The following is a 25,032-nucleotide window of genomic DNA, read 5'->3' on the forward strand; positions in this document are numbered from 1 at the left end:
CACGCTCCCCGCCGGACCCGCCTCAGCGGTCGAAGGCGACAGCGACGAAGCGGCCGGTCCGGGCGCGGTAGCCGACGCCAAAGCCCGCCGCGAAGGCGCGTTCGACGGCCTCGCCGACCAGCGCCGGCGGCGTCGCCGCATCGTCGAAATCAAGGAAATGGTGGAGGAACACGATCCGCCCGCCGGGCGCGACGGCCGCCCGCAAGCGGGCGAGCATCACCTGCAGATCGTTCGGCGCGAGATAATAGAGCAGTTCCGACACGACGATCAGGTCGAACGGCCCACGAGGCATCCCGCCCGGTAGCACGGCCTCGGCGAAACGGATGCGCGGTGTCGCCCGGTTGCGATCTCGCGCGATGGCCAGCGCCGTCGGCGAGCCGTCCAGCGCCAGGAGCCGCAGGCATTTGCGGCCCAGCACAGCGCTGTTCTCGCCATTGGCGCAGGCCAGTTCCAGCCCGCGGCCATAGATCCGCGTGCCCACCGCTTCCATCAGGATGCGGCGCTTGAACTGTTCGAAGGGCGAGGCGGCATAGCCCCAGGGATCGGGATCGGCGGCGAACATCGCCTCGAACCCGTCCAGATCAATCGGCTTCGCCATCCTGCCAGTAACTTTCGATCGGGCCCGTCAGCCGGGCAATGGTGGCCCCGTCGAGCATGAACCCGTCCGGGTCATCGTCGATCAGCGCCGTGGTCTGGGATAGATGCGCGGCCACCGCCGCCCGCTTGATCTCGACGACATCGGCGATGTCGAAGAAGACCCGGTGCATTTCCCCGGGACGCGGATGATCCTCCGGCGCCCCGAGTTCGTCGAGCCAGATCGCATATTCCATCCGCGCAGGCGCCAGGCCCGCCTGTTCCAGCGCCTGTGTGACCAGATGCCAGGCCGCGCGATGGTCGGAATGCGGATCGCGCCGCCAGGGCAAGAGCACCAGATCGGGCGCGGCGTCGGCGAGGATCTCGACGACCCGGGCGCGGGCCGCGTCCCAGCCGGGCGAGCCGTCCGGCGGCAGATCGGCATCGGGCAGGCCGAGAAAGCTGCGCGGCATGGTGCCGAGGCCGAGAATGGCGAGCGCGTCCTCGGCCTCGCGGTGACGCTTGGCGGCCAGCGCCGCCCGCGGCCATGTCGCCGAATTGCGATGCGACGCCCCGCCATCGGTGACGAACAGCGTATGGAACTGGCGGCCGTCCCTGGCGAGGATGGTCGCCAGCCCGCCGCATCCAAGCGACTCGTCGTCGGCATGGGGCGCGACAATGAGGATGCTGCGGGCGGTCAAAGTGCGCGGATCGCGCGCCTCGCTCATGCGCCCTCTCCCGGCAGCCAGTCGCCGGCGGCGATCGCATCGCCCAGATTGCGCAGAGCGCCATCGGGATTGGGCTGGCGCAGATAGGTGCGCAGGTCGCGGACGAGGCGCTCCAGCGGATGCGGCCGGTTGAAGCCGGCGGCGCCCACGGCCCGCTCAGCCTCTTCCAGCACCGCCAGTGCCGCGGTCTCGACGGCCGAGCGCACGGCGTTTGCCGTCGCGACGAGGCGCCTCGCCTTTGCGGCATCCTCCGGGTCGGCCGCGGCCGCGCTCCAGGCCTCTGCGCCGCGCGCCAGCCAACCATGGGCGGCATCGACATGCAGGCCCATGCGGGCGAGCCGCTGTGCCTGATAGGGATCGCCGGCCCGGTCGGTGCGCAGCAGATGATCCCGCGCCACGTCGAAGACGGCGTGCAGGCCGCCGGTCTGCACCGCGGCAAAGCGGATCGCCCCGCCGCTGAACCAAGGCTCGCGCGTATAGTCGCCCGGCTGACCGAGACGATGCCCGGCCTCGATCTTCAGTCCGGTGAAATCGACGACATGGCTGCCGGAGCCGCGCATGCCCATCGGGTCCCACCACGACCGGTCGACCGGCGCATCGGCCAACGGCATCAGCAGCATCTTCCGGCCCGCCTCGTCCGGCACCGTCACGATCGCGCGGGTCAGCCCATCGACACCGGAGGCGAAGTTCTTGGCGCCGACAAGAACACCGTCAGTCTCGGTCAGCGGCTTGCCCGGCGCGTCGGTGTTCCAGACACCCAGCCATGCGCCCTCAGTCGCTGCATTGCGGACCGCTGCATTCTGGGCCTCGCTGCCATAGGCACGGATCAGCAACAGCGCGTTGACGTGCCCCTCATAGATCCGGCCGACACCCAGATCGCCGCGCCCCACCTCGGCCAGGAGATGCAGGAGATCGCCGATGGCGGCGGGTTCCAGCGGCGGATCAGCGGCCAGCGACGAGCCCGACAGCAGCGCGAAACCCGCATGGGGGAACTCGGCCTCCGTCTCGTAGCTGCGCGGCAGTGCCACCAATGCGCGTCGCAGCGACGCCGCCTCGTCCTGTGGCCGGAGCTTATGCAGCATGTTCCCTCGCCTCATCCTCGCCGATCAACGCTCTCAATTCCGCAATCGCATCCAGCACCGGCACCGTGCCGGGGGCATCGGGCTCGTCCGGCGCATGGCGCTCGACCAGGAGGTGCGGCGGCAGGACCCGGCCGTCGCCATCATGGAGCTCTGCGGGCTTCAGCCCGAGCCGCGTCGCGATGGCCGCGAGCCCGTCCGGTTCGACATGGGCCGCGTCGCGCAGCAAGCTGCGGCGGATCGCCCGCGCCAGAACGCGCTGCGGGGCCTCCACCAGATGCGGTCGCCCGGCTTCGGCCTCGGCCACCCATTGCGCCAGCGTATCGGCCATGCCGCCGGCCGCCCGGCCATGGGTGCGCGCCGAGACCTCGACCCGCACCGCCGGGTCGTGGCGCAGCCTGAAGCCGGCCTGCCGGACGCGGGCCACGAAGGCGAGATCCTCGCGGAAGGACGCCGCCGGCAGGCCGGCGACCGCCTCATAGACGCTGGCGCGTACGGCCAAGCTCGCCCCGGTATGGTCGCGATGGCGCGGCCAGGGATCGTGAGCCAGCGGATCGACGTGGCAGGCGAGCCGGTCGCACAATTCCGCATAGAGAAGGTAATTCCTGGCGCGCGACGTAAAGGCCGGCCCGAGCAAGGCCTCTTCGCGCCGGTCGCCGATGATCAGCCCGCCGACCAGATCGGCACCGCGTTCGATCGCCGCCAGGTTGGCCGCGATCCAGTCGGGTGCCGGCACCGCGTCGGCATCGGTGGTCAGCAGGATCGTGCGGCCGGTATCCGGCGACAGGGTGCAGGCGAGGTCCATGCCCAGCCGACGCGCCGCACCGACATGGGCGAAGGGCGCCGGAAACAGGCATTCCACCAGATGCAGCCGCAGCATGGTGCCGGCCGCCGCCGCCTCCGCTGCCGCGCGCGACCGGTCGTCGGTGTTGTTGAGAACGATGACGACGTCGAGCTGCCGGCCGGTGCCGGCAAGCCAGGACTGTTCGGCAAGCGCGCGGAGAAGCGCCGGCAGGCGCTCCTCCTCGTTGCGGGCGGGGACCGCCACGATCGGCCGATAATCAAGGCCGCCTGACGGGGCGCGCAGGGCGCCCCGTCGAATGGTCGAACCGTCAGACCGCATTGACGTTCGGTTCGCGCTGCCAGTGGCGCAGCTTGCGACACTGGACGATGAAGCCTTTCGCGTCCTCGGCACTGGCGAGTTTCACGCAGCCCTCGTCGAGATCACCGGCGACGCCAGCCTTCTCGAACAGCGGCATCGCCTCGGCCGAATAGGCGATGAACTTGCAATGGGCAAAGGCGTCGGTGACGAAGTCGCGGGCCGTCGCCTCCTTGGTCAGGGTAGACGCGCCATCCGCGGACGCGAGCACCGCCACCGCGTCGTAGAGCAGCGACGGACCGCCATCGACCTTCTGCTTGGCCTCGATCCAGCTGCCGTCGCTGGCCTCGACGCCGCCGACCATCGGGGCGACGATTTCCATCATCGCGCCTTCCGCCTCGATGGCGGATTTCAGGCCGGACAGCAGCGCGGCATCGACACCGTCGGTGACCAGCACGCCGACCTTGCGGCCCTTGAAGCTCTCCGGACCGTTGAGGATGATCGACAGCTTCGGCGAGGTCTTCAGATCCATGCGCGTCGGCATGGCGGCCTCGGCCGGGGCCGGCATCTCCTTCAGCCGCAGGCTCTTGGCGACCGTCTTGGCCAGATCCTCGTCGACATTGAGGAGATGCGAGACGATGCGCGCGCGGATCGCCACCGTCTCGACCTTGGACAGCTCGAAGGCGAAGGCGTCAGCGATGTGCTGCTGCTCGGTCTGGGTCTGCGACAGGTAGAACTGCCGTGCCTGGCTGTAATGGTCGGCGAAGGTCTCCGAGCGGATGCGGCGCTTCTGGCCGGCTTCCTCGGCGGGGAAGCTCTGATATATGCCCCGCGGTGCCTCGCGCGGGCCACCGGCCGCACCGCCCCAGGAGTTCGGCTCGTAATTGGCGCGCCCCTTCGGGTTGCGCATCGACATGTGGCCGTCCTGCTGGAAGTGCCGGACCTCGGTGCGCGGCGCATTCACCGGGATATGGGTGAAGTTCGGTCCGCCGAGACGCTTCAGCTGGGTGTCCAGATAGGAGAAGTTGCGACCCTGCAGCAGCGGGTCGTTGGTGAAGTCGATGCCCGGCACGATGTTGCCGGTCTGGAACGCCACCTGCTCGGTCTCCTGGAAGAAATTGTCGACGACGCGGTTCAGCGTCATCTTGCCGACGACGCGGATCGGCACTTCTTCCTCGGGGATGATCTTGGTAGCGTCGAGGATGTCGAAGTCGAAGCGGTCGGCGAACTCGTCGTCGAAGATCTGCAGGCCGAGCTCCCACTCCGGATAGTCGCCCATCTGGATCGCGTCCCACAGGTCGCGGCGATGGAAGTCCGGATCGGCGCCGTTCAACTTCAGCGCCTCGTTCCACACGACCGACTGCAGGCCCTGCTTGGGCTTCCAGTGGAACTTGACGTAGGTCGACTTGCCCTCGGCGTTGATCATCCGGAAGGTGTGGACGCCGAAGCCTTCCATGAAGCGGAAGGACCGCGGGATGGTGCGGTCGGACATGATCCACATCGCCATGTGCATGGCTTCCGGCGTCAGCGACATGAAGTCCCAGAAATTGTCATGCGCCGTCTGGGCCTGCGGGAAGCCACGATCCGGCTCCTGCTTGGCGGCATGGATCAGGTCGGGGAACTTGATGGCGTCCTGGATAAAGAACACCGGGATGTTGTTGCCGACGAGGTCCCAGTTGCCTTCCTTGGTGTAGAAGCGGCAGGCAAAGCCGCGCACGTCGCGGGCAAGATCGGCCGAGCCCTTGTTGCCGGCCACGGTCGAGAAGCGGACGAACATCTCGGTCTGTTCGCCGGCGCGCTGGAACATGTCCGCCCGGGTGATGTCGGACAGGGATTCATAGGTCTCGAAGACGCCATGGACGCCGAAGCCGCGCGCATGGACGACGCGCTCGGGAATGCGCTCGTGGTCGAAATGGAAGATCTTCTCGCGGAACGCCTGGTCCTCGACCAGCGTCGGGCCGCGCGGACCGACCTTCAGGGTGTTCTGGTCGTCGCCGATCGGGGCGCCGCCCTGGGTCGTCATCTGGGGAACGTCGCCGCCGGCGACCTGGTGCAGCTCGCCGCCCTCGCCGCGATAGTCCTGCGTCGTACCGGCGTTCAGCGGCTTATCCGCGTTCGATTGCTGAGTCATGTCTGCTCCGGGTGAAGGGATGTTCACTCGGATAAGACTCGTAGCCCCCTAAAGGATGCGCGCGGATGTCGGAAAATTTGGCAGCCGCGACCATACCGGCGCGCGCATCGGTGCGCCGCCTGCCGCTGATCAGCCTCCCGGATCGCCGCGCTACTCCTTCACGGCCCCGGTCATCGACGAGACGTAGTAATCGACGAAGAAGGAGTAAAGGATAACCACCGGCAGCGAGCCCAGCAGCGCGCCGGACATCAGCGCTCCCCATTCGTAGATGTCGCCGCGCACGAGTTCGGTCAGGACGCCGACCGGCACCGTCTTGTTCTCCGAGGAGGAGATGAAGGTGAGCGCGTAGATGAACTCGTTCCAGGACAGGGTGAAGGCGAAGATGCCGGCCGAGATCAGCCCCGGCACGGCCAGCGGCAGCACCACCTTGGTCAGGATCTGCCAGCGCGTCGCCCCGTCGACCAGCGCCGATTCCTCCAGCTCGAACGGAATGGTGCGGAAATAGCCCATCAGCAGCCACGTGCAGAACGGGATCAGGAAGGTCGGATAGGTCAGGATCAGGGCAAACATGGAATCGAAGATACCGACCTGGAAGACGATGAAGGCCAGCGGAATGAACAGGATCGACGGCGGCACCAGATAGGCGAGGAAGATCATCAGGCCGGTCACCCGCGCCCCGGTGAAGCGGATCCGCTCGATCGCATAGGCGGCGAAGACCGAGGCGGCCAGCGCCAGGAAGGTCGAGCAGACGGCGACCACCATCGTGTTCCACAGCCAGCCCGGATAGGAGGTCTCGAACAGGAGATACTTGATGTGCTCCAGCGTCGGCCCGACCACCCAGAACGGGCTGTAGGTCTGGTAATCGGTGAGCTGGTTGTCCGGCTTCACCGCCGTGATCACCATCCAGTAGAACGGGAACAGCAGGACGAAGACGAAGACGAACAGCGGCAGGTAGAGCGTCAGGATCCGCCGCGGCAGCGTGTCGAACTGGCTGAGGCCGGAGGCTTCGGCCCGGTCGTTCGCCGCCTTGGCGGCCGCCGATTGCTTGCTCATCGGATCGTTCCTCCCCGCATCTGAACGCGCCTCATTCGCCGCCTCCCTGCTGCCATTTGCGCCGCTGCAGTCCGAAGAAGGAGAACAGGATCGCGGCGAGAAGGAACGGGATCATTGCCACCGCTATGGCCGCGCCCTCGCCAAGTTGGCCGCCGGGGATCGCCCGCTGGAACGACAGCGTCGCCATCAGATGGGTCGCGTTGACCGGCCCGCCGCGGGTCAGGACGTAGATCAGCTGGAAATCGGTGAAGGTGAACAGCACCGAGAAGGTCATCACCACGGCGATGATCGGCGTCAGCAGCGGCAGGGTGATCTTGGTGAAGCGCTGCCACGAGGTCGCGCCGTCCAGCGCCGCCGCCTCGTTCAGCGATTGCGGGATGGTCTGCAGGCCGGCGAGCAGCGAGATCGCCACGAAGGGAATGCCGCGCCACACATTGGCGGCGATCACCGAGGCCCGCGCATTGGTCGGATCGCCCAGGAAGTTGATCGGCGCGTCGATCCAGCCCCATTTCATCAGGACGAAGGAGATGATCGAGAACTGGCTGTCGAAGATCCACCAGAAGGCCAGCGCCGACAGGACGGTCGGCACGACCCAGGGCAACAGGATGATGGCGCGGAAGAAGTTCTTGAACGGCAGATGCTCGTTGAGGATCAGCGCCAGCCACAGGCCCAGCCCGAATTTCAGCACCGAGGCGACCGTCGTGTAGAGCATGGTGTTGTAGACCGACAGCCAGAACACCGGATCGTCGAACAGCCAGGCATAGTTCTCTAGGCCGATGAAGATGCCGGTCCGGCCGATGGTCGTGTCGGTGAAGCTCAGCCAGATGCCGAGGCCGAGCGGATAGGTCAGGAAGCACAAGAGAAACGCCGCCGCCGGCAGCATGAACAACAGGCCGAGCCCGCCGCGGCTCTGCACGAACCGGCGGAATGCCGAGGGCCTGGCGGTCGCCTCTATGCTGGACATCGTCGATCGTCTCCGTTGCCGAAAGGGCGCGCGGCCGAAGCCGCCGCCGACAGGCGCCCGGGCAGCAACGCCCGCGCGCCCGCCTCTTGTGGCACCGGCCGTTCAGGCCGGTGCCAGCCGCCTCAGCGGTAGTAGCGGGCGATGCGCCGCTCGGCGTTGGCGATGGCCTCGTCCGCGGTGCGCTGGCCGGTCACCGCCTCGGCGAACATGTCGACGAGCACGTAATCGGCCATGACGGCGGCCGACGAGGGTCCGAGCGGCCCGGCAAAGCCGTTCGGCCGCAGGCTGGCCGAGGCCTTGGAATAGGGCTCGTGGATCGGGTTCGAGGTCCACACCGGATTGTCGGCATAGGCCTTGAGCGACTGGCAGCAATAGGCGCTGGCGCCCTCGATCCAGGCGTTCATCTGCTCCGGCTGGAACATGAACTCGATATAGGCCTTGGCCGCTTCCGGGTACTTCGTGTGCTGGAAGATGTTGAGCGTCGAGGTCTGGTGCAGCTCCGCCGGCTGGCCGACCGGGCCGACCGGCATGGTGGTGGTGCGGATGTCCTCGGCGATCTCGGCCATCTCCGGGTCCTTGGTGGCCGCGTAATAGAGCGACACGCCATTCGCCGTCAGCGAGATCTGGCCGGCCAGGAAGGCGCGGTTGTTGTTGATGTCGAGCCAGCTCTCGGTGCCGGGGATGAAGGTGGCATAGAGCGCCTTGGCATATTCGATCGCCGCTCGGGTCTCGGGGCTGTCGATGGCCGGCTTGCCGGCCTCGTCGACGGTCTTGCCGCCATGGCTCCACAACAGCCAGTGAGCGTAGTTGTTGCCGTCGCCGACCGCCTTGCCGTGCGGGAATCCGGCCGGCGTGCCGTTGGCCTGCATCGCCTTGCACAGTTCCAGGAAGCCCGCCGTGTCTGACGGGAATTCCTCGAAGCCCGCCGCCTTCATGTGGCTGTCGCGATAGCAGATGGCGTTGCCGATGGCGCAGAGCGGCACGGCGATGAACTTGTCGCCCTGCTTGGCATAGCCTTCCAGGCCCTCGTACCAGCCGCCATGCTGCTCGCCGAGCGAGGTCGCAAGGTCGGTCACGTCGACGAGCTTGTCGGGATACTGGAACGGGTCATCGAACCAGCTCATCACCATGTCGGGGCCCGAGCCGACATTGGCGGCCACGGCGGCCTTCGGGCGCACGTCCTCCCAGCTTTCCTGGTCGATCTGCACCTCGACGCCGGTCGCCTCGGTGAAGGCCTTGGTGTTGGCGTTCCAGGCTTCCTCCTCGCCGGCGACGAAGGGCACCCAGCGCAGAAGCCGCAGCGAGGCGCCTTCCTCCGGCTTGAATTTCGGCGCGGCCGCCTGGGCCAGCGCCCCGCGCATGCCAAACGGCCCGATGAAGGCCGCGCTGGCGGCGAGGCCGGCCGTGCCGGCCAGAAGCGTCCTGCGATTGATGGTCATCGTGATCTCCTCCACTTGCGCGGGAGCGTGCGATTCTGTGCCCCGAAGTGACGGCGCTCCCGCTGCCGTCACGGCCGTCCTCCCTTGCCGGCCGGGTCCTCCAACCCGACCGGCCGCCCGAAGCCTTGCCGGCTTCAGGCCGAAACGCGCGCGCCCGTCGCCGCGTCGAACAGATGCACCGCCTCCGCGTCGATCGAGACCGGCAGCTCGTCGCCCGGCCCCGCCGAAATCCGCTCGCGGAACACGCACATCACGTCGCTGTCGCCCAGCTTGGCGATGACGTGGGTCTCCGAGCCCGTCGGCTCGACAACCTCGACCCGCAGCGGAATGTCGCCGCCGAGGCGGAAGGATTCCGGCCTGACGCCATAGATCGTCTCGCGGCCCGGCTCGGCCTTGCCCGGCCGCGCGATCGGCAGCCGGTGCCCGTGGCCGGTGACGAAGGTCGCGCGGTCGTTCGGATCGACGGCGCCGGTCATCATGTTCATGGCGGGCGAGCCGATGAAGCCGGCCACGAAGAGATTGTCCGGCCGGTCGTAGAGCTCCAGCGGGCTGCCCACCTGCTCGACGATGCCGTCATGCATGACGACGATCTTGTCGGCCATGGTCATCGCCTCGATCTGGTCGTGGGTGACGTAGACCGTGGTCGTCTGCAGCCGCTGGTGCAGGTTCTTCATCTCCGAGCGCATCGAGACGCGCAGCTTGGCGTCGAGATTGGACAGCGGCTCGTCGAACAGGAAGACCTGCGGCTCGCGCACGATCGCCCGCCCCATGGCGACACGCTGGCGCTGGCCGCCCGACAATTGCCGCGGATAGCGGTCGAGCAGATTGGTCAGGCCGAGGATCTCGGCCGCCGGCCGCACCCGCTCGGCGATCTCCGCCTTGGAGGCCTTCTTCAGCATCAGCGAGAAACCCATGTTCTCGGCGACCGTGATGTGCGGATAGAGCGCGTAGTTCTGGAAGACCATCGCGATGTCGCGATCCTTGGGCGGCAGCGCGTTGACCACCCGGTCGCCGATCAGGATCTCGCCGGAGGTGATGTGCTCTAGACCGGCCAGCATCCGCAAGAGGGTCGACTTGCCGCAACCGGACGGACCGACCAGCACGACGAACTGGCCTTCCTCGATATCAATGGATACGCCGTGCAGCACTTCGACCGGGCCAAACGCCTTGCGCACGTCCCGAAATGTCACAGATGCCATTGAAGCCCCACCCTCGCAGCAATTTCAGGCGGTATACTGTATTCGCAGGCTCCCCTGCGCAATGGCTGGCGGGCGCCGGACGCCGAAATCTTGTGCTGCACCGCAAGGTAACCGCGACCGTTACAGCGCGATTGCGGGCTTTTCGTATACGTTACGCTGGCCCGGCCTGCCGCTTCGCGTTACGCTTCGGCGCCGGCCGTTCCCCGCAACAGCAACACGGTCGTCCGGAGGGTCGGCATGCCGGTCGACGGGGAGGAACCCATGACCATTCATCGACGCGCATTGCTCACCGGCGGCGCGGCGCTCGGCGCCGCGCTCGCCATGCCGCATATCGTACGGGCGCAGTCGCTCGCGCCGCAGCCATCCCGCTATCCCGACGACGCCTGGGAGGTGCTCGATCCCCGCTTCTCGCAATACATGATCGGCAACACGCCGCTGCAGCGCCAGTGGAGCGGCGCCCTGTGGGCCGAGGGGCCGGCCTGGAACGGCGTCGGCCGCTACGCCGTCTTCAGCGACATTCCCAACAATCGCCAGATGCGCTGGGACGAGGTCACCGGGGCGGTGACGCCGCTGCGCCACCATTCCAACCATTCCAACGGCAATACCTTCGATTTCGAGGGCCGGCAGATCAGCTGCGAACACTCGACCGCCCGCGTCGTGCGCTACGGCCACCAGGGCCCGGCCGAGGTGCTGGCCGAGACCTTCGAGGGCAAGCAGCTCAACGCGCCGAACGATGCGGTGGTCCACCCGGACGACGGCGGCATCATCTTCACCGATCCGGGCTATGGCAGCCACTGGTATTATGAAGGCACCGTGCGCGAGCTCGAACTGCCGACCAGCATCTACCATATCGATGCGTCGAGCGGCGCGCTGACCCGGCTGAGCGACGAGATCTTCAAGCCGAACGGCCTGTGCTTCTCGCCGGACTACCGCACGCTCTACGTCGCCGATTCTGCTGCAACGCATCATCCGGAGCCGGCCCTGATCATCGCCTGGAATGTCGAGGACAATGGCCGCCGGCTGACCGGCCGGCGCGAATTCGCAACGCTGGAAAGCGGTTTCCACGACGGTCTGCGCGCCGATGTCGACGGCAATGTCTGGGCGGCGACGGGCTTTGCCGGCGAAGGCCAGGACGGCGTGCATGTCTACGCACCGGACGGCACCAAGATCGGCCAGATCAAGACCCCGGAGGGCTGCGCCAACCTCACCTTCGTCGGCGAGCACCGGAACCGGCTGCTGATGACGGCGAGCCAGTCGATCTATTCGATCTTCACCGCCGCCCAGGGCGCCCATATCGCCTGATCGGCGACAGATACGCGGCGGCAGCGCGATCCTTAGCTGCCGCCCGTCCGGCCGCGCATTCTTGGCGCCCACTCTGCGCTGCCTTATAATGATGCAATCATAAGTCGTGTATATATTTTAGCCATGAAGCGCATGTTCTGCGCGCGCTTCGGCTGCATCCCGCGGCGGAGGGCGGTAAAAAATCGGCAGAATCCGCCCTGCAGAAAGTGCAGGGCAGCCATGCAGGTGGCCGCGACGCAGTGATTCCAGCGACTTGAACGAACCCGCGCGTCGGGCACCACCGTCCGGACTGGCCAACCCGCTCATCTGGCACACTCCATGCTGCGTCTGTCGCAATGCAGCATGAGGAGCCGATATGGGCGACAGACAGACGCAACTGGAAATCCGCGGCCTCGCCAAGACCTTCGCCACGCGCAGTGGCACGGTCCCGGTCGTCCGCGACCTGACCTTCGACATCTACGAACGGGACTTCGTCTCGATCATCGGCCCGTCGGGCTGCGGCAAGACGACGATCTTCAACATGATCGCCGGACTGCTCGAGGCCGATGGCGGCGTCATGCGCTATCGCGGCCAGCCGGTGGACGGCCTGCGCGGCCGCATCGGCTACATGATGCAGAAGGACCTTCTCTTTCCCTGGCGCACAGTCCTGCAGAACGCCCTGCTGGGCCTGGAAATGCGCAATGTCGACCGGCAGGAAGCCCGCGAAAAGGCCCTCGACTACCTCAACACCTTCGGTCTCAGCGGCTTCGAGAACGCCTATCCGAGCACCCTGTCGGGCGGCCAGCGCCAGCGCGTCGCGCTGATCCGCACCCTGGTCATGGACCCGGACATCCTGCTCCTCGACGAGCCCTTTTCGGCGCTGGATTACCAGACCCGCCTGCATCTCGAAGGCGTCCTCGTCGACGCGGTCGAGAAATCCGGCAAGACGGTCATCCTGATCACCCACGACGTCGACGAGGCCGTCGCCCTGTCCAAGCGCGTCGTCGTCCTGTCCGGGCGCCCGTCCAAGGTGAAGGCCATCCACGAGATCGACATCGCCAGCCACTCCCCCGTGGAGTCGCGCAGCGATCCGCACTTCGCCCAGTACTTCCACCTGCTCTGCAACGAGCTCGACATCCAGACGCACTGAGGGCACCGAATGAGCATCACCACCACACGCAATCCTGCCGCGACCGGGGCCATGCCGCGTCGCCGCATCGACTGGCAGATCGCCAGTGACGGGCTGGGCGGCGGCATCGCCCGGTCAGGACTGCAGCTTCTCGCCGTGCTGAGCTTCTTCGCCTTGTGGGAACTCGGCGTGCGCTACGGCGGCGTGTCCGGCTTCCTGTTCGGTCAGCCGTCGGGAATCTTCGTCAATTTCGCCCGCTTCATCATGGACGGCTCGCTCTTCGTCGATGCCGGCTACACCACGCTGGAAGCGGTCGTCGGCTTCATCCTCGGCACCACCATCGGCACGTCTCTCGGCCTGTCGCTGTGGTATTCGGTCGGTGTCGCCCGACTGGTCGAGCCCTTCGTCATCGCCCTCAACAGCGTGCCGAAGATCGCCCTAGCACCGCTGATCATCCTGTGGTTCGGGACCGGCTACACCTCGAAGATCGCACTCGTCGTCGCCATGACCGCCATCGTGGCGCTGATCACCGCCTACCAGGCGGCCCGCGATTCCGACAAGGATCTGCAGCGCCTGCTCACCTCCATGGGCGCCGACAAGCACCGCATCTTCTTCAAGGCGGTGGTGCCATCCTCGCTGCCGGCGGTGATCGCCACCTTCCGCATCAATATCGGCTTCGCCCTCGTCGGCGCCGTCGTCGGGGAGTTCATCTCCTCCCAGCACGGGCTCGGCCACCTCGTCTTCACGGCGTCGAATCTCTACGACCTGAACACCGTCTGGGTCGGGCTGTTCTCGCTGATGATCCTGGGCTTCGCCCTCTACCACATCGTCAATTTCATCGAGCGGCGCGTGCTGCCGTGGAAGCAGGACCAGTCCACGCGACAGGTCGCAGCCTGAGGCTTGCGCCTCCCATCACCAGCAGGGGTACCAACAATGAAGAAGTTTCTCGCCGTCGCGGCCACCGCCGCCCTCACCGCCTTCGCCAGCCCGGCGCTGGCCCAGGACAAGACCGAGGTGACGATCTCCCAGGCCTTCCAGTCGCTGCTCTACCTGCCGCTCTACGTCGCCATGGACAAGGGCATGTTCGAGGCCGAGGGCCTGACCGTCATCAAGGAAAGCGCCGGCTCCGGCCCGACGGCGCTCAACTCGGTCATTTCCGGCAGCGCCGACTTCTCGCTGCACGGTCCCGAATGGACCGCCATCGCCTTCGAGAAGGGCGCCCCGGTCAAGACCATCGCCAATGTCGTCAACGGTGCCGCCGTCTGGATCCTCGCGGACGAGGATTTCGACTACAAGGGTCCCGAGAGCTTCACCGACCAGACCGTGGTCGCCGGCATGATGCCGACCACCTCGACGTCGCTGTTCCTCAAGATGCTCGGCGAGAACGACGTCTCCGAGGACAGCGTCACCCTCACCCAGGTGCAGATCGGCGCCGAGCCGGCCCCCTTCATCGGCGGCCAGGCGCCGCTGGCGGTGATGTATGAGCCCGGCGTCGACCAGGCGGTCGCCGAGGGCAAGAAGGTCATCGTCTCCTTCCCGAAGGAATACGGCCCCTACGCCTTCTCCACCATCATGACCCGCACCGATATCGACACCGACAAGGCCCAGAGCTTCGTCAACGGTCTCGAAAAGGCACTGGCGATGATCCAGGCCTCGCCCGAAGATGCGGTCGCGGTCGCCCAGAAGGAGTTCCCGAACCTCGACGCCAAGGTGGTCGAGGCCGCCGTCAAGCGGATGATCACCGACGGCGTCTACGCTCCCAGCGTCGACATCACCGACGAGGCGATGACCACCAGCCTCGGCGTCCAGATCGCCCTCGGCAATCTCGACTCCCAGCCGGACTTCGCCAATTTCATCGACCGGCAGTTCATCGACAAGGCGATCGTCGACTGAGCGAGCGCATCATCGATGCCGCGGGGCGCCCAGCGTCCCGCGGCGACGCATTCGAGGGGGATCTGACCATGGCAAACATCACCGCCACCGCGGCCGGCATCGGCACTGCGGGCGACACGACGCTCGGCCCCGTCGGGGTCGCCTACGAAATGGCCGTCAGCAGCAATCCGGCCCTGCGCGCTTTCGCCCATCTGCCGGACACCGCGCCGGCCGCCGGCACCAGCGGCCCGCTTGCCGGCCTCGCCGTCGGCGTCAAGGACATCATCGACACCGCCGACATGCCCACCGGCTACGGCTCGCGCATCGACCCGGCGCATGTTCCGGCCGCTGACGCCTGGATCGTCGCGCGCATCCGCGAGCTGGGCGGCACGGTCCTCGGCAAGACGGTCACGACGGAGTTCGCCTGGCGCAGCCCTGGCGCGACGGTCAATCCGCACAATTCGCGCCACACGCCCGGCGGTTCGTCGAGCGGCTCGGCCGCCGCCGTTGCCGCCGGCATCGTGCCTCTGGCGCTCGGCACCCAGACCATCGGCTCGGTGATCCGCCCCGCCGCCTATTGCGGCGTCGTCGGCTACAAGCCGAGCTATGGGTCGATCCCGCGCACCGGCGTCCATCCGCTGTCCTGGTCGCTCGACCATGTCGGCCTGTTCGCCCGCGACGTCGCCACCATCGCCAGGGCCTATGGGCTGTTCGCCGCCGCCGACCCGTCCGATCCGCATGGCGACCTGCCGGCCGGCACCGCACCGGAGCCCGGCAGCGCGACTGTCGCGGCCGAACGCCCCAGGATCGCCGTCATCGAGCCACCGGCCTGGGACCGCGTCGATCCGCATCAGCGCGCCCTGCGCGACCGGGCAGCGGCAGCGCTGACGGCGGCGGGCGCGATGCTCGAGCCGGTGGCGCTGAACGCGCTCTACGCCCAGACCCTCGACGACATCATGACGGTTCTGCGGGTCGAGGGGCGGCATATCTACGAGGAGCGCGTCGAGCGCTTCCCCGATCGCACCAGCGACCATCTGAAGGCGCTGGTTGCCGACGGAGCCGGCATCTCCGCCAAGGCCTATGTCGCCGCGCTGGAGAACCAGAAGCATCTGCGCCGCGCGATGGCCGAGCACTTTGCCGGCTACGACGCGATCCTCACCGTGCCGGCGACCGGCGAAGCGCCGGAGGGGCTCGACAACACCGGCGATCCGGCGCTCTGCGCGCCCTGGACCTTCATCGGAGCCCCGGCGATCAGCCTGCCCGCGGGCTTCGGGCCCAACGGCCTGCCGCTCGGCATCCAGCTCGTCGCGCCGTGGAGCCGGGACCGACAACTCCTGAGCGTCGCCGCCTTCGCCGAGGCGACCCTGGCGACGATGGGCTGATCAAGGCTTCGGACGGCCGCCTCTGCTTTGGAGGCGGCCGTCCGGGTCAGGCGATCAAGCGTCCTTCTTGCGGAACGTCGTGCAGGCGGTGGGCATCATCTCGTCGCCATGGCCGGTCTCGACCAGCCAGTCCAGCGCGCCGCGCACGCCTTCGGCGACCTTGCGGGACGTGCCGGTCTCCTCGACGAGCTGGCTGTAATAGGTCAGGTCCTTGCGGGCGTTCGCATTGGAAAAGCGCATTGGGGTGACATCGCCATCGAGGATATAGGGGGCGGTGCGGTCGAGACCGGCGCCGTAGCCGCCTCCGCGCCGCAGGCAGTCCACCAGCACCTCCGGCGCGATGTCGTTCTCGGCGGCGCAGGCCGCCGCCTCGGCGATCAGCGTGACGCTGCCCAGCGAGACGAAATTGTGCAGCAGCTTCAGCGTCTGGCCCCGGCCGATGCCGCCGGCATGAAAGCGGTTCTCCGAAAACGCCTCGAACAGCGGTGTCAGCGCCTCGACCGTCGCCGCGTCACCGCCGATCAACAGGTTGAGCCGGCCCTCCTCGGCCTCCTTCGGCGTGCGGGTCATGGCCGCATCGACGAAGTCGCAGCCGACCGCCTTCACCGCTTCGGCGGCCTTCATGGTGGCGCTGGGAATGCCGGTCGAGCAATCGACCACGATGGTGCCCGGCTGCAGCGCGGCGGTGACGCTGTCAGGCCCCAGCAGCAGCGCCTCGATCTGCGGGCTGCCGGTGACGCACAGGATGAGGACGTCGCACGCCGCCGCCAGCGCCGAGGCGTCATCGAAGCGCCTTGCCCCATCCGCATCGAGATCATCGCTCGGCTGGTTGCCGGGATGGTCGAGATAGGCGAGCGGCCAACCCTTCTTCTGGATGTTGCGGGCGATGCCGTGGCCCATCATCCCGACGCCGATCACGCCGACCGTCTGCTTCGTCATGCACTTGTCCTCTTGTGAGAAAGGGTCAGGCCATCGCCCGCAGGATGGCGTCGGTCATCTCGCTGCAGCGTGCGCGTCCGCCGAGATCGGTGGGCACGAAGTCGCCCGCCTCCAGCGTCCGGTCGACCGCCGCCTCGACGCGTCCGGCCGCCGTGGCGAGCGCGGCGTCGTCGTGCTTGTCCGCCAGCCAGCGCAGCATCATCGCGCCCGACAGGATCGCCGCCACCGGGCTTGCCAGATCCTGGCCGGCAATGTCCGGCGCCGAGCCGTGGGCGCCCTGGAACAGGCCGTGGCTGTCGCCGATCTCGCCCGAGGGCGAAATGCCCATGCCGCCGACGGTGGCGGCGCCGAGGTCGGAGATGATGTCGCCGAACATGTTCTCGGCGACGATCACGTCGTAGAAATCCGGCCGCTTCAGGAGATGCACGGTGATCGCGTCGGCATAGGCGTAGTCGATCTCGACATCGGGATAGTCGCCGTGCACTTCGTCGCAGATCCCGCGGAAGAAGGCGTAGCTGCGCAGGATGTTGGCCTTGTCGCAGACCGTGACGCGACGCTTGCCGTCACGCAGCGCGCCCTTGCGCTGCCGGGCCAGCTCGAAGGCGAAGCGAGCGACGCGCTCGGTGCCCTTGCGGGTGATGACGAGGCTGTCGGAGGCCATCTCGCCGCGCAGCACCACGCCAGCGCCGCGGCTGGCATAGAGCCCCTCGGTGTTCTCGCGCACGATGACATAGTCGATGCCGCCGCCCTCATAAGCGCGCAGCGGCGAGGCGACACCCTTCAGAAGCTTGATCGGCCGCACATTGGCGTAGAGATCGAGCGCGAAGCGCAGCTTCAGATGCAGTTCGTTGCCGACCTCGGTGCCGTCCGGATAGACGACGCCCGGCAGGCCGGCGGCGCCGTGCAGGATCGCGTGATGCGTCCGGCAGGCCTCGGCCGTCTCGGCCGGCAGCACCTCGCCGGTCGCCACATGCGAGCCGGCGCCGCCTTCCAGCATGACGAAGTCGAGGACGCCCGCGCCGCAGGCTTCCGTCAGCACCCGCATGGCGCCCTGCGTCACCTCGGGGCCGATCCCGTCGCCCTCGATGGTCGCGATGCGGTACGGCGTCACTGCACTCATGCGGAAGTCCCTGGTCTGGCTGAAAGGATTGCGCCGGCCTGCCGGCTCACAGATGCGCCGCCGGCCACAGCGAGATCGCCGGCACGAAGGTGATCAGGAGAAGCGCGCCGAACACCACGAGCACCGGCACGATGAGCGAGCGGAACATGCTCTGCACCGGGATGCGGGCCACGGCGGCGGCGGCGAAGAGGTTCACGCCAAGCGGTGGCGTCACCATGCCGAGCGCCAGATTGACGATGACGATGATGCCGAAATGGACCGGATCGACGCCGAAGCCGATGGCGATGGGCGTCAGGATCGGCGCCAGGACGAGGATCGCCGCCGAGGTCTCCACGAACATGCCGACCAGGAGCAGCAGCACGTTGACGAAGAGCAGGAAGCCCACCGCCCCGCCGAAGGTCGCTTCCGCCCAGCTGCCGATGACATTGGGCAGACCCGACAGGCTGACGAGGAAGGAGAACAGTCCCGCCGTGGCGATGATCAGCATGATTGCCCCGGTCGCCACGGCCGATGCCCGGAAGATCCGCGGCAGGTCGGAGAAGCTCATCTCCCGGTAGACGAACAGGCCGACGACCAGCGCATAGACCGCAGAGACGGCCGCCGCCTCGGTCGGCGTGAAGATGCCGCCATAGATGCCACCGAGGATGATCACCGGCAGCATCAGCGCCCAGAAGGCGTCGATCGTGCTCTTGACGATGGGCAGCGCGTCGTCGCCGTCCTCCTTGCCGATGCCCTTCAGCCGGCACCAGACCTGGGTCATCACGATCAGCGCGCCGGCGATGAGCACGCCCGGCCCGATGCCGGCGATGAACAGCTTGGTCACCGAGGTCTCGGTGGAGACGCCGAAGATGATCATCGGCACCGAGGGCGGAATGATCACGCCGAGTTCGGCCGAGGTCGCCTGGATCGTCGCGGCCATGGGCAGCGGATATTTGTGCCGCGCCATGGCCGGCACGAGGATCGCGCCAATGGCGAAGGTGGTGGCAACGGACGAGCCGGAGATCGCTGCGAAGATCATGCAGGTGACGACGCAGGTCGACGCCAGCCCGCCCTGCACGCCGCCCACCAGCGACTTGGCAAAATCCACCAGCCGGCGCGAGACACCGCCATGGGTCATCAGATTGCCGGCCAGGATGAAGAACGGCACCGCCAGCAGCGGGAAGCTGTCGATGGAGGTGAAGATCTTCTGCGGCACCACCAGCAGCGGCAGCGGCGAGAAGAAGGCGACACCGACGATCGCGGCAAGGCCGATCGCGACGGCGACCGGGATCGACAGCGAGAAGAATACGAGGAGAGCAGCGACGAGGGCGGCGTTCATTCGAAGGACTCCCGGTCGCGCTGGACGTCATGCTCGGCCCGCGACGGCTCGATCGGGCGCAGGAATTCGAGGATGGCGCCCGGTATCGCCAGCACCGCGCCGACCGGGATCGCGGCATAGAGCCAGGAGATCGGGATGTTGAGCATCGCCACCTGCTGGGTCGAGACGCGGATCGTCATCAAGACGCCGAACCAGGTCAGCACCCCGAGAAAGGCGAGGATGCCGAGAAGGACGATGAAGGAGACGCTGCGCTGCATGCGGTCGGGCAGGACGCTGCGCACGAATTCCAGCGGGATCATCGCGCTCAGCCGGAAGCCGGCGCCGGCGACGAGAAACACCATCCAGATCACCACGCCGCGGGCCAGCACCTCCGACCACGCCGCGGCATCGCCGAGAACGAAGCGCGTCACCACCTGCCAGAACACCAGCGCCGTCGCCAGCGCCAGCAGGAGGGCGGAGAGATTATGTGTGAGAACGGTCAGCTTCTCGGCGGCGGTCAGGACGGCCTTGCGCATGGACGGCACCTTCGAGAGCTGGAGGACGAGACGCGCGGCCTCGATCGAAGCCGCGCGCGGGCGGTGGCCGCGAACCGCAGCCGGGCGGCGCTGGGCCGGACGGTCCGGCCCCGCGATTTGTCGAGTGGCTTACTTCTGGGCGTCGCGAATCCGCTGGATCATGGCCTCGCCATATTCCTTGCCGTAGCGGTCATAGGTCGGCTGGACCGCATCCTGGAACGCCTTCTTGTCGACATCCTCGATCACTTCCATGCCGTTCTCGCGCATGGTGGCGACACCGTTCTTCTCGGTCTCGGCGACGACCGCGCGGGTCGCCTCGACGCCGGCCTTGGCGGCTTCGCGGATCCAGCCCTGCTCTTCTTCGGAGAGCTGGTCCCAGTGGATCTTCGACATGGTGATGACCGCCGGCGAATAGACGTGGCCGGTCAGCGTCACGTATTTCTGCATGTCCCACATATTGTTGGAGACGATGATCGGGATCGGGTTCTCCTGGCCGTCGATCGTGCCCTGCTGCAGCGAGGTCAGCACCTCGGTCCAGCTCATCGGGGTCGGCGATGCGCCGAGTTCCTTGAAGGCGTCGATATGGACCTGGTTTTCCATGGTCCGCAGCTTCAGGCCCGCAACGTCCGCGGGCGTCTGCACCGGCTTCACCGAATTGGTGATGTGGCGGAAGCCGTTCTCCGACCAGGCAAGGCCGATCATGCCCTTGTCCTCGAACTTGGCCAGGAGCTCGTCGCCGATCTCGCCGTCGAGAATCTCGTGGGCGCTGGCGTAGTCGTTGAACAGGAACGGGAAGTCGAGGGCGTAGATCTCCGGCACGAAGCTGCCGACCGGACCGGTCGAGGTCATGGCCAGCTCGATCGTGCCGATCTGCTCGCCTTCCAGGAGCTCGCGCTCGCCGCCCAGCGAACCGCCGGCCTTGACGTTGATGGTGATCTCGCCTTCGGAGAGCTCGTTCATCTTTTCGGCGAAGGCCTTGGCGCCCTGGCCGTAGTGACCGTCCGGCGGCGTCACGATGGCGAAGTTCATTTCCTTGGCCGAAAGCGACGTCGCGGTCAGGGCGCTGGTCGCCAGAAGGGCGCCGGCGAGAATGCCTCTCAGGGTCATGCGTATTCCTCCCATTCGGTTCGGACCGTCTTGGTTGAAATTGCCCGCATCCTCCTGCGTCGGCAACCTCAAATCCGATGATGTTTACACCAGATATCCGATACGATATCCGTATGAGACTGAATGGCATTGGTCAAGGACGGGCTGTGGCCGACCGCAACACCGCCTTTCGCGGAGATCGCATGGGGGACTGGACCGCGTCCACGGACGACCTGATCGTGCAGGGTCCGTCGCTCGGCGACGCGGTCTACGAGCGGCTGGTCGACGACCTGATCGGCCTGAAGATCCCGCCCGGCGAACGCCTCTCCGTCGACAAGCTGGCCCGCCGCTTCGGCGTCTCCCAGACCCCGACCCGCGCCGCCCTGATCCGGCTGGAAGCCGAAGGTCTCGTCGTCAAGAAGCATCTGACCGGCTACTCGGTCGCGCCGCTGCCCTCCGTCGCCCGGCTCGAGAGCATCTTCGAGATGCGCGCCCTGGTCGAGCCGCGCAGCGCCGCGCGCGCCGCCGAACATGCCACGCCCGGCCAGCTTGCCGTGCTGAAGGAGATCGCCGCCGAGATGCAGGCGCTGTCGCGCGAGGACATCGACGCCCATTGCGCCCGGCTCGTGGTTCTCGACAGTCGCTTCCACACCGCCATCGCCGAGGCCTGCGGCAACGACCTCATTGCCGAGACGCTGGGTCGGCTGTTCACCCAGATGCACATCTTCCGGCTGCGCTATCACGCCAATGTCGGCCACGCCGTCATCGAGGAGCATGTCGGGATCCTCGAGGCGATCATCGACCGCGACCCGCCGCGGGCCGAAGCCGCCATGCTGGCCCATCTCGAAGCCGCCCGCGAGCGGCTCGAACCGCACGTCCGACACGCCGTCTGAACGACACCGGCCGCCGGCGGATCGTCCCGGCGCGCCCACCGCGCCGCATGCGCGGGCATTTTCCTGGGAGGAACATCACATGACAATCCAGTCCGGTCTCTGGTTCGATCCGACGAAGCTCTTGATCGGCGGTGAATGGCGCCCCGGCGCCGGCGGCCGGACCATCGCCGTCGAGAACCCCTCGACCGGCGAGAACATCGGCCAGATCGCCGCGGGCACGGCCGCCGATGTCGAGGCCGCGGTCGCGGCGGCGGAAGCGGCGCTCGACGGCGAATGGGGCGCCATGACCGCGACCGAGCGCGGCCGTATCCTGGTGCGTCTGTCCCGCCTCGTCACCGAACGCGCCGAGACGCTGGCGCATCTGGAATCGAGCGATGTCGGCAAGCCGCTCGGCCAGGCCCGCAACGACGCCGTGGCGCTTGCCCGCTATTTCGAGTTCTACGGCGGCGCCGCCGACAAGATCACCGGCGAGACCATCCCCTATCAGCAAGGCACGACGGTCCTGACCCTGCGCGAGCCGCACGGCGTCACCGCCCACATCATTCCCTGGAACTACCCCATGCAGATCATGGGCCGCTCGGTCGGCGCGGCGCTCGCCATGGGCAATGCCTGCGTCCTGAAGCCGGCCGAGGACGCCTCGCTCAGCGCGCTGGCCGTCGCGGCGCTGGCCGAGGAAGCGGGCCTGCCCGCCGGCGTCCTCAACATCGTCACCGGCTATGGCCACGAGGTCGGCGCGGCGCTGTCGGCGCATCCGCGCGTCCACCATGTCTCCTTCACCGGCTCGGTCGGCACCGGCCGGCGCATCCAGGCCGCCGCCAGCGAGAACGTCATTCCGGTGACGCTGGAGCTCGGCGGCAAGTCGCCGCACATCGTCTTCGACGATTGCGATCTCGACGCGGCCCTGCCGACCCTCGTCGGCGCCTGCGTCCAGGCCGCCGGCCAGACCTGCTCGGCCGCCTCGCGCGTGCTGGTGCAGCGCGGCATCTATGACGAGGTGAAACGTCGCATGGCCGAGGTCTATGCCGGCCTCGTCGTCGGCCCCGCATCGGCCGACCACGATCTCGGACCGCTGGTCTCGGGCAAGCAGAAGGCGATCGTCGCGGGCTATATCGCCCAGGGCAAGGCCGAGCTGACCATTGCCGGCGAGGGCACGATCCACGCCGATGCCCCGGCCGACGGCCACTACGTCGCGCCGATCCTCTTCGCCGACGTCGATCCCGACCACAGGCTCGCCCAGGAGGAGATCTTCGGCCCGGTGCAGGTGCTGATCCCGTTCGAGGACGAGGCCGACGCCATCCGCATCGCCAACGGCACCGATTACGGCCTCGTTGCGGGCGTGTGGACCGAGAACGGCGCCCGCCAGATGCGGCTTGCCCGCAAGCTGCATGTCGGGCAGGTCTTCATCAACAATTACGGCGCCGGCGGCGGCGTCGAACTGCCCTTCGGCGGTGTCGGCAAATCCGGCCACGGCCGCGAAAAGGGGTTCGAGGCCCTCTACGGCTTCTCCCGCCTGAAGACGATCTCGATCAAGCACGGCTAGGCCGAGCGAAGGACGGTATCGCAGCGCGCATGACGCGCCCCGCGATACCGCTTCCCCCCTCGAACCTGTCCCCTTACCCGTCTGCCGTCAGTGGCTGATCATCCACGGCCGCTTGGCGGGAAAGGTCTTGGCGCCGGTCGGCATGGTCAGCGTCGCACCGGCTTTCGCCCGGCCGCCGGGCGCCGCGCAGCAGGAGCAGCCGGCGCCGTGCTTCTTGCCGCCCGAGCGCGGCGCGTTGGCGCTGCGTTCGTTGGTGGCGAAGGCGGTGCGGCGGCCGGCATCCATGGTCGACAGCCGCGGCGCCGAGAGGATCACCCGGCGGGCGCTGTCGCCGCAGGACGGGCAATCGCAGGGCTCACCAGCCTGCGCCATGGGGCGCAGGCTGGTGAAGGTACCGCAATCGGCACAATCATAGTCGTAGAAGGGCATCGCCTTACAGGTCCTGCGCGATGGGCATGTCGATCGAGCCGTCGAGGAACTTCGTCGGCCCGTCATTGCCCGGCATGATGTCGAACTCGAAGATGTCCGTCGGCAGCCACAGGGTGGCGCAGGCATTCGGCACGTCGACGACGCCGGAGATGTGACCCTGGACCGGCGCGGTGCCGAGGATCGAATAGGCCTGGGCGCCCGAATAGCCGAACTTCTTCAGATATTCGATCGCGTTGAGGCAGGCCTGGCGATAGGCGATGTGGACGTCGAGATAATGCTGTTTGCCGGCCTCGTCGACGGAGATGCCCTCGAAGATGAGATAGTCGTCGTATTTCGGCGTGATCGGCGAGGGCCGGAAGATCGGGTTCTTGACCCCGTATTTCTTCATGCCGCCCTTGATCAGGCTGACCTTGATGTGCAGCCAGCCGGCCATCTCGATGGCGCCGCAGAAGGTGATCTCGCCGTCGCCCTGGCTGAAGTGGAGATCGCCCATGGAGAGCCCGGCCCCATCGACATAGACCGGGAAATAGACCTTCGAGCCGCGCGACAGATCCTTGATGTCACAATTGCCGCCATGCTCGCGCGGCGGCACGGTGCGCGCGCCCTCCGCCGCCGCCTTCGCCTTCGCCTCGCCCGTCAGCTTGCCCATATGGGCCGACTGGGTGTTCGGCAAAGCCGCCAGGGTCGGCACACGGTCCGGATCGGTGTCGAACAGCGCCTTCTCGCGGGTGTTCCAGTCGTCCAGCATCGCCCGGTCCGGCAGGCAGCCGATCAGGCCCGGATGAATGAGGCCGGCATAGCGCACGCCCGGCACGTGGCGCGACTTGGTGAACATGCCCTCGAAATCCCAGATCGACTTCTGGGCCAGCGGGTAGTGCTCGGTCAGGAAGCCGCCGCCATTCTGCTTGGAGAAGAAGCCGTTGAAGCCCCACAGGCTCTCCTCGAAGGCGCCGATGTCGAGGATGTCGACGACGAGGAGATCGCCGGGCTCGGCACCCTTCACCCCGATCGGGCCGGACAGGTAATGCACCTGCTCGAGCTCGACATCGCGCACGTCGGAGGCGTCGTCGTCATTCTTGATCTGGCCGCCGGTCCAGTCATGGGTCTCGACCTTGAAGTCGTCGCCCGGATTGACCCAGCAGGCCATCGGGATGTCGGGATGCCAGCGATTGTGGACCATCTCGTTGTCATGCGGCGACTGGGTCAAATCGACCTTGATCAGGGTGTCGGTCATGCCGTTGCGCTCCTTCGTTTCGGCTTCGG

23 protein-coding genes are annotated in these 25,032 nt (G+C 67.3%); 7 read left to right on the forward strand and 16 right to left on the reverse strand.

Annotated elements, in window-relative coordinates:
- Nucleotides 1-22 precede the first annotated feature (22 nt).
- From J3367_RS13215 to J3367_RS13255, 9 genes are all read right to left on the reverse strand, one after another.
- Nucleotides 23-598 carry a class I SAM-dependent methyltransferase gene (locus J3367_RS13215; RefSeq protein ID WP_024352157.1) on the reverse strand — a complete coding sequence of 192 codons (576 nt, stop codon included), beginning with the start codon at nt 596-598 and terminating at the stop codon, nt 23-25.
- Entirely contained in the window at nt 582-1,301 is a 720-nt protein-coding gene (locus tag J3367_RS13220) for a PIG-L deacetylase family protein (protein WP_024352156.1), read from the reverse strand. The genes J3367_RS13215 and J3367_RS13220 overlap by 17 nt, the downstream gene beginning before the upstream one ends.
- Nucleotides 1,298-2,383: an acyl-CoA dehydrogenase family protein gene (locus tag J3367_RS13225; RefSeq protein WP_024352155.1), complete on the reverse strand. Its 1,086-nt coding sequence runs from the start codon at nt 2,381-2,383 to the stop codon at nt 1,298-1,300. The genes J3367_RS13220 and J3367_RS13225 overlap by 4 nt, the downstream gene beginning before the upstream one ends.
- A complete protein-coding gene (locus J3367_RS13230; RefSeq protein WP_162142674.1) occupies nt 2,373-3,428 on the reverse strand; it encodes a glycosyltransferase in 1,056 nt (351 codons plus the stop codon). The genes J3367_RS13225 and J3367_RS13230 overlap by 11 nt, the downstream gene beginning before the upstream one ends.
- Before the next feature lie 64 nt (nt 3,429-3,492).
- Nucleotides 3,493-5,610 carry a catalase gene (locus J3367_RS13235; protein WP_024352153.1) on the reverse strand — a complete coding sequence of 706 codons (2,118 nt, stop codon included), beginning with the start codon at nt 5,608-5,610 and terminating at the stop codon, nt 3,493-3,495.
- Between the two features lie 150 nt (nt 5,611-5,760).
- Entirely contained in the window at nt 5,761-6,663 is a 903-nt protein-coding gene (locus J3367_RS13240; protein WP_024352152.1) for a carbohydrate ABC transporter permease, read from the reverse strand.
- A gap of 31 nt (nt 6,664-6,694) precedes the next feature.
- Nucleotides 6,695-7,627: a carbohydrate ABC transporter permease gene (locus J3367_RS13245; RefSeq protein ID WP_024352151.1), complete on the reverse strand. Its 933-nt coding sequence runs from the start codon at nt 7,625-7,627 to the stop codon at nt 6,695-6,697.
- A gap of 122 nt (nt 7,628-7,749) precedes the next feature.
- Complete coding sequence (locus tag J3367_RS13250; protein ID WP_024352150.1) at nt 7,750-9,066, reverse strand: ABC transporter substrate-binding protein; 1,317 nt, start codon at nt 9,064-9,066, stop codon at nt 7,750-7,752.
- A gap of 134 nt (nt 9,067-9,200) precedes the next feature.
- On the reverse strand, nt 9,201-10,265 hold the full coding sequence (locus J3367_RS13255) for an ABC transporter ATP-binding protein (protein ID WP_024352149.1): 1,065 nt from the start codon (nt 10,263-10,265) through the stop codon (nt 9,201-9,203).
- 261 nt (nt 10,266-10,526) lie between these two features.
- Between J3367_RS13255 and J3367_RS13260 the strand changes: the two genes are divergently transcribed.
- From J3367_RS13260 to J3367_RS13280, 5 genes are all read left to right on the forward strand, one after another.
- Nucleotides 10,527-11,567, forward strand: coding sequence for an SMP-30/gluconolactonase/LRE family protein (locus J3367_RS13260; RefSeq protein WP_421461337.1), 1,041 nt, complete (start codon nt 10,527-10,529; stop codon nt 11,565-11,567).
- Nucleotides 11,568-11,922: 355 nt separating this feature from the next.
- Complete coding sequence (locus J3367_RS13265; protein WP_024352147.1) at nt 11,923-12,696, forward strand: ABC transporter ATP-binding protein; 774 nt, start codon at nt 11,923-11,925, stop codon at nt 12,694-12,696.
- Nucleotides 12,697-12,705: 9 nt separating this feature from the next.
- Complete coding sequence (locus tag J3367_RS13270; protein WP_024352146.1) at nt 12,706-13,572, forward strand: ABC transporter permease; 867 nt, start codon at nt 12,706-12,708, stop codon at nt 13,570-13,572.
- Between the two features lie 36 nt (nt 13,573-13,608).
- The gene (locus tag J3367_RS13275) at nt 13,609-14,568 is read left to right on the forward strand and encodes an ABC transporter substrate-binding protein (protein WP_024352145.1); all 960 of its coding nucleotides are present in this window, start codon (nt 13,609-13,611) and stop codon (nt 14,566-14,568) included.
- A gap of 68 nt (nt 14,569-14,636) precedes the next feature.
- Nucleotides 14,637-15,929, forward strand: a complete 1,293-nt coding sequence (locus J3367_RS13280; RefSeq protein WP_024352144.1) for an amidase — start codon at nt 14,637-14,639, stop codon at nt 15,927-15,929.
- 54 nt (nt 15,930-15,983) lie between these two features.
- Here the strand turns inward: J3367_RS13280 and J3367_RS13285 are convergent, their stop codons facing one another.
- From J3367_RS13285 to J3367_RS13305, 5 genes are all read right to left on the reverse strand, one after another.
- Entirely contained in the window at nt 15,984-16,868 is an 885-nt protein-coding gene (locus J3367_RS13285; protein WP_024352143.1) for an NAD(P)-dependent oxidoreductase, read from the reverse strand.
- Between the two features lie 25 nt (nt 16,869-16,893).
- Nucleotides 16,894-17,988: an isocitrate/isopropylmalate dehydrogenase family protein gene (locus tag J3367_RS13290; RefSeq protein ID WP_029703762.1), complete on the reverse strand. Its 1,095-nt coding sequence runs from the start codon at nt 17,986-17,988 to the stop codon at nt 16,894-16,896.
- A 46-nt stretch (nt 17,989-18,034) separates the two neighbouring features.
- Complete coding sequence (locus tag J3367_RS13295) at nt 18,035-19,306, reverse strand: TRAP transporter large permease (RefSeq protein WP_024352141.1); 1,272 nt, start codon at nt 19,304-19,306, stop codon at nt 18,035-18,037.
- On the reverse strand, nt 19,303-19,821 hold the full coding sequence (locus tag J3367_RS13300) for a TRAP transporter small permease (protein WP_024352140.1): 519 nt from the start codon (nt 19,819-19,821) through the stop codon (nt 19,303-19,305). Before J3367_RS13300 ends, J3367_RS13295 begins: the two co-directional genes overlap by 4 nt.
- A gap of 129 nt (nt 19,822-19,950) precedes the next feature.
- Nucleotides 19,951-20,928, reverse strand: a complete 978-nt coding sequence (locus J3367_RS13305) for a TRAP transporter substrate-binding protein (RefSeq protein ID WP_029703759.1) — start codon at nt 20,926-20,928, stop codon at nt 19,951-19,953.
- Nucleotides 20,929-21,110: 182 nt separating this feature from the next.
- Here J3367_RS13305 and J3367_RS13310 point away from each other — a divergent pair, with 182 nt between their 5' ends.
- Together J3367_RS13310 and J3367_RS13315 are read left to right on the forward strand one after the other, a co-directional pair.
- Nucleotides 21,111-21,800: a GntR family transcriptional regulator gene (locus tag J3367_RS13310; protein ID WP_024352138.1), complete on the forward strand. Its 690-nt coding sequence runs from the start codon at nt 21,111-21,113 to the stop codon at nt 21,798-21,800.
- A gap of 79 nt (nt 21,801-21,879) precedes the next feature.
- On the forward strand, nt 21,880-23,340 hold the full coding sequence (locus tag J3367_RS13315) for an aldehyde dehydrogenase family protein (protein WP_024352137.1): 1,461 nt from the start codon (nt 21,880-21,882) through the stop codon (nt 23,338-23,340).
- An 87-nt stretch (nt 23,341-23,427) separates the two neighbouring features.
- On the opposite strand, the gene J3367_RS13320 is transcribed toward J3367_RS13315, so the two are convergent.
- Together J3367_RS13320 and fmdA are read right to left on the reverse strand one after the other, a co-directional pair.
- Nucleotides 23,428-23,769: an FmdB family zinc ribbon protein gene (locus J3367_RS13320; RefSeq protein WP_009208021.1), complete on the reverse strand. Its 342-nt coding sequence runs from the start codon at nt 23,767-23,769 to the stop codon at nt 23,428-23,430.
- A 4-nt stretch (nt 23,770-23,773) separates the two neighbouring features.
- Entirely contained in the window at nt 23,774-25,003 is a 1,230-nt protein-coding gene (gene fmdA, locus J3367_RS13325; RefSeq protein ID WP_024352136.1) for a formamidase, read from the reverse strand.
- Nucleotides 25,004-25,032 lie beyond the last annotated feature (29 nt).

The sequence above is a fragment of the Aurantimonas sp. NFXS3 genome (assembly GCF_049132005.1).
Lineage (GTDB): Bacteria > Pseudomonadota > Alphaproteobacteria > Rhizobiales > Rhizobiaceae > Aurantimonas > Aurantimonas coralicida.

Coding starts and splice junctions, on each gene's coding strand:
- J3367_RS13215 (WP_024352157.1), bottom strand. CDS start 598: ATGGCGAAGCCGATTGATCTGGACGGGTTCGAGGCGATGTTCGCCGCC.
- J3367_RS13220 (WP_024352156.1), bottom strand. CDS start 1,301: ATGAGCGAGGCGCGCGATCCGCGCACTTTGACCGCCCGCAGCATCCTC.
- J3367_RS13225 (WP_024352155.1), bottom strand. CDS start 2,383: ATGCTGCATAAGCTCCGGCCACAGGACGAGGCGGCGTCGCTGCGACGC.
- J3367_RS13235 (WP_024352153.1), bottom strand. CDS start 5,610: ATGACTCAGCAATCGAACGCGGATAAGCCGCTGAACGCCGGTACGACG.
- J3367_RS13240 (WP_024352152.1), bottom strand. CDS start 6,663: ATGAGCAAGCAATCGGCGGCCGCCAAGGCGGCGAACGACCGGGCCGAA.
- J3367_RS13245 (WP_024352151.1), bottom strand. CDS start 7,627: ATGTCCAGCATAGAGGCGACCGCCAGGCCCTCGGCATTCCGCCGGTTC.
- J3367_RS13250 (WP_024352150.1), bottom strand. CDS start 9,066: ATGACCATCAATCGCAGGACGCTTCTGGCCGGCACGGCCGGCCTCGCC.
- J3367_RS13255 (WP_024352149.1), bottom strand. CDS start 10,265: ATGGCATCTGTGACATTTCGGGACGTGCGCAAGGCGTTTGGCCCGGTC.
- J3367_RS13260 (WP_421461337.1), top strand. CDS start 10,527: ATGACCATTCATCGACGCGCATTGCTCACCGGCGGCGCGGCGCTCGGC.
- J3367_RS13265 (WP_024352147.1), top strand. CDS start 11,923: ATGGGCGACAGACAGACGCAACTGGAAATCCGCGGCCTCGCCAAGACC.
- J3367_RS13270 (WP_024352146.1), top strand. CDS start 12,706: ATGAGCATCACCACCACACGCAATCCTGCCGCGACCGGGGCCATGCCG.
- J3367_RS13275 (WP_024352145.1), top strand. CDS start 13,609: ATGAAGAAGTTTCTCGCCGTCGCGGCCACCGCCGCCCTCACCGCCTTC.
- J3367_RS13280 (WP_024352144.1), top strand. CDS start 14,637: ATGGCAAACATCACCGCCACCGCGGCCGGCATCGGCACTGCGGGCGAC.
- J3367_RS13285 (WP_024352143.1), bottom strand. CDS start 16,868: ATGACGAAGCAGACGGTCGGCGTGATCGGCGTCGGGATGATGGGCCAC.
- J3367_RS13290 (WP_029703762.1), bottom strand. CDS start 17,988: ATGAGTGCAGTGACGCCGTACCGCATCGCGACCATCGAGGGCGACGGG.
- J3367_RS13295 (WP_024352141.1), bottom strand. CDS start 19,306: ATGAACGCCGCCCTCGTCGCTGCTCTCCTCGTATTCTTCTCGCTGTCG.
- J3367_RS13300 (WP_024352140.1), bottom strand. CDS start 19,821: ATGCGCAAGGCCGTCCTGACCGCCGCCGAGAAGCTGACCGTTCTCACA.
- J3367_RS13305 (WP_029703759.1), bottom strand. CDS start 20,928: ATGACCCTGAGAGGCATTCTCGCCGGCGCCCTTCTGGCGACCAGCGCC.
- J3367_RS13310 (WP_024352138.1), top strand. CDS start 21,111: ATGGGGGACTGGACCGCGTCCACGGACGACCTGATCGTGCAGGGTCCG.
- J3367_RS13315 (WP_024352137.1), top strand. CDS start 21,880: ATGACAATCCAGTCCGGTCTCTGGTTCGATCCGACGAAGCTCTTGATC.
- J3367_RS13320 (WP_009208021.1), bottom strand. CDS start 23,769: ATGCCCTTCTACGACTATGATTGTGCCGATTGCGGTACCTTCACCAGC.
- fmdA (WP_024352136.1), bottom strand. CDS start 25,003: ATGACCGACACCCTGATCAAGGTCGATTTGACCCAGTCGCCGCATGAC.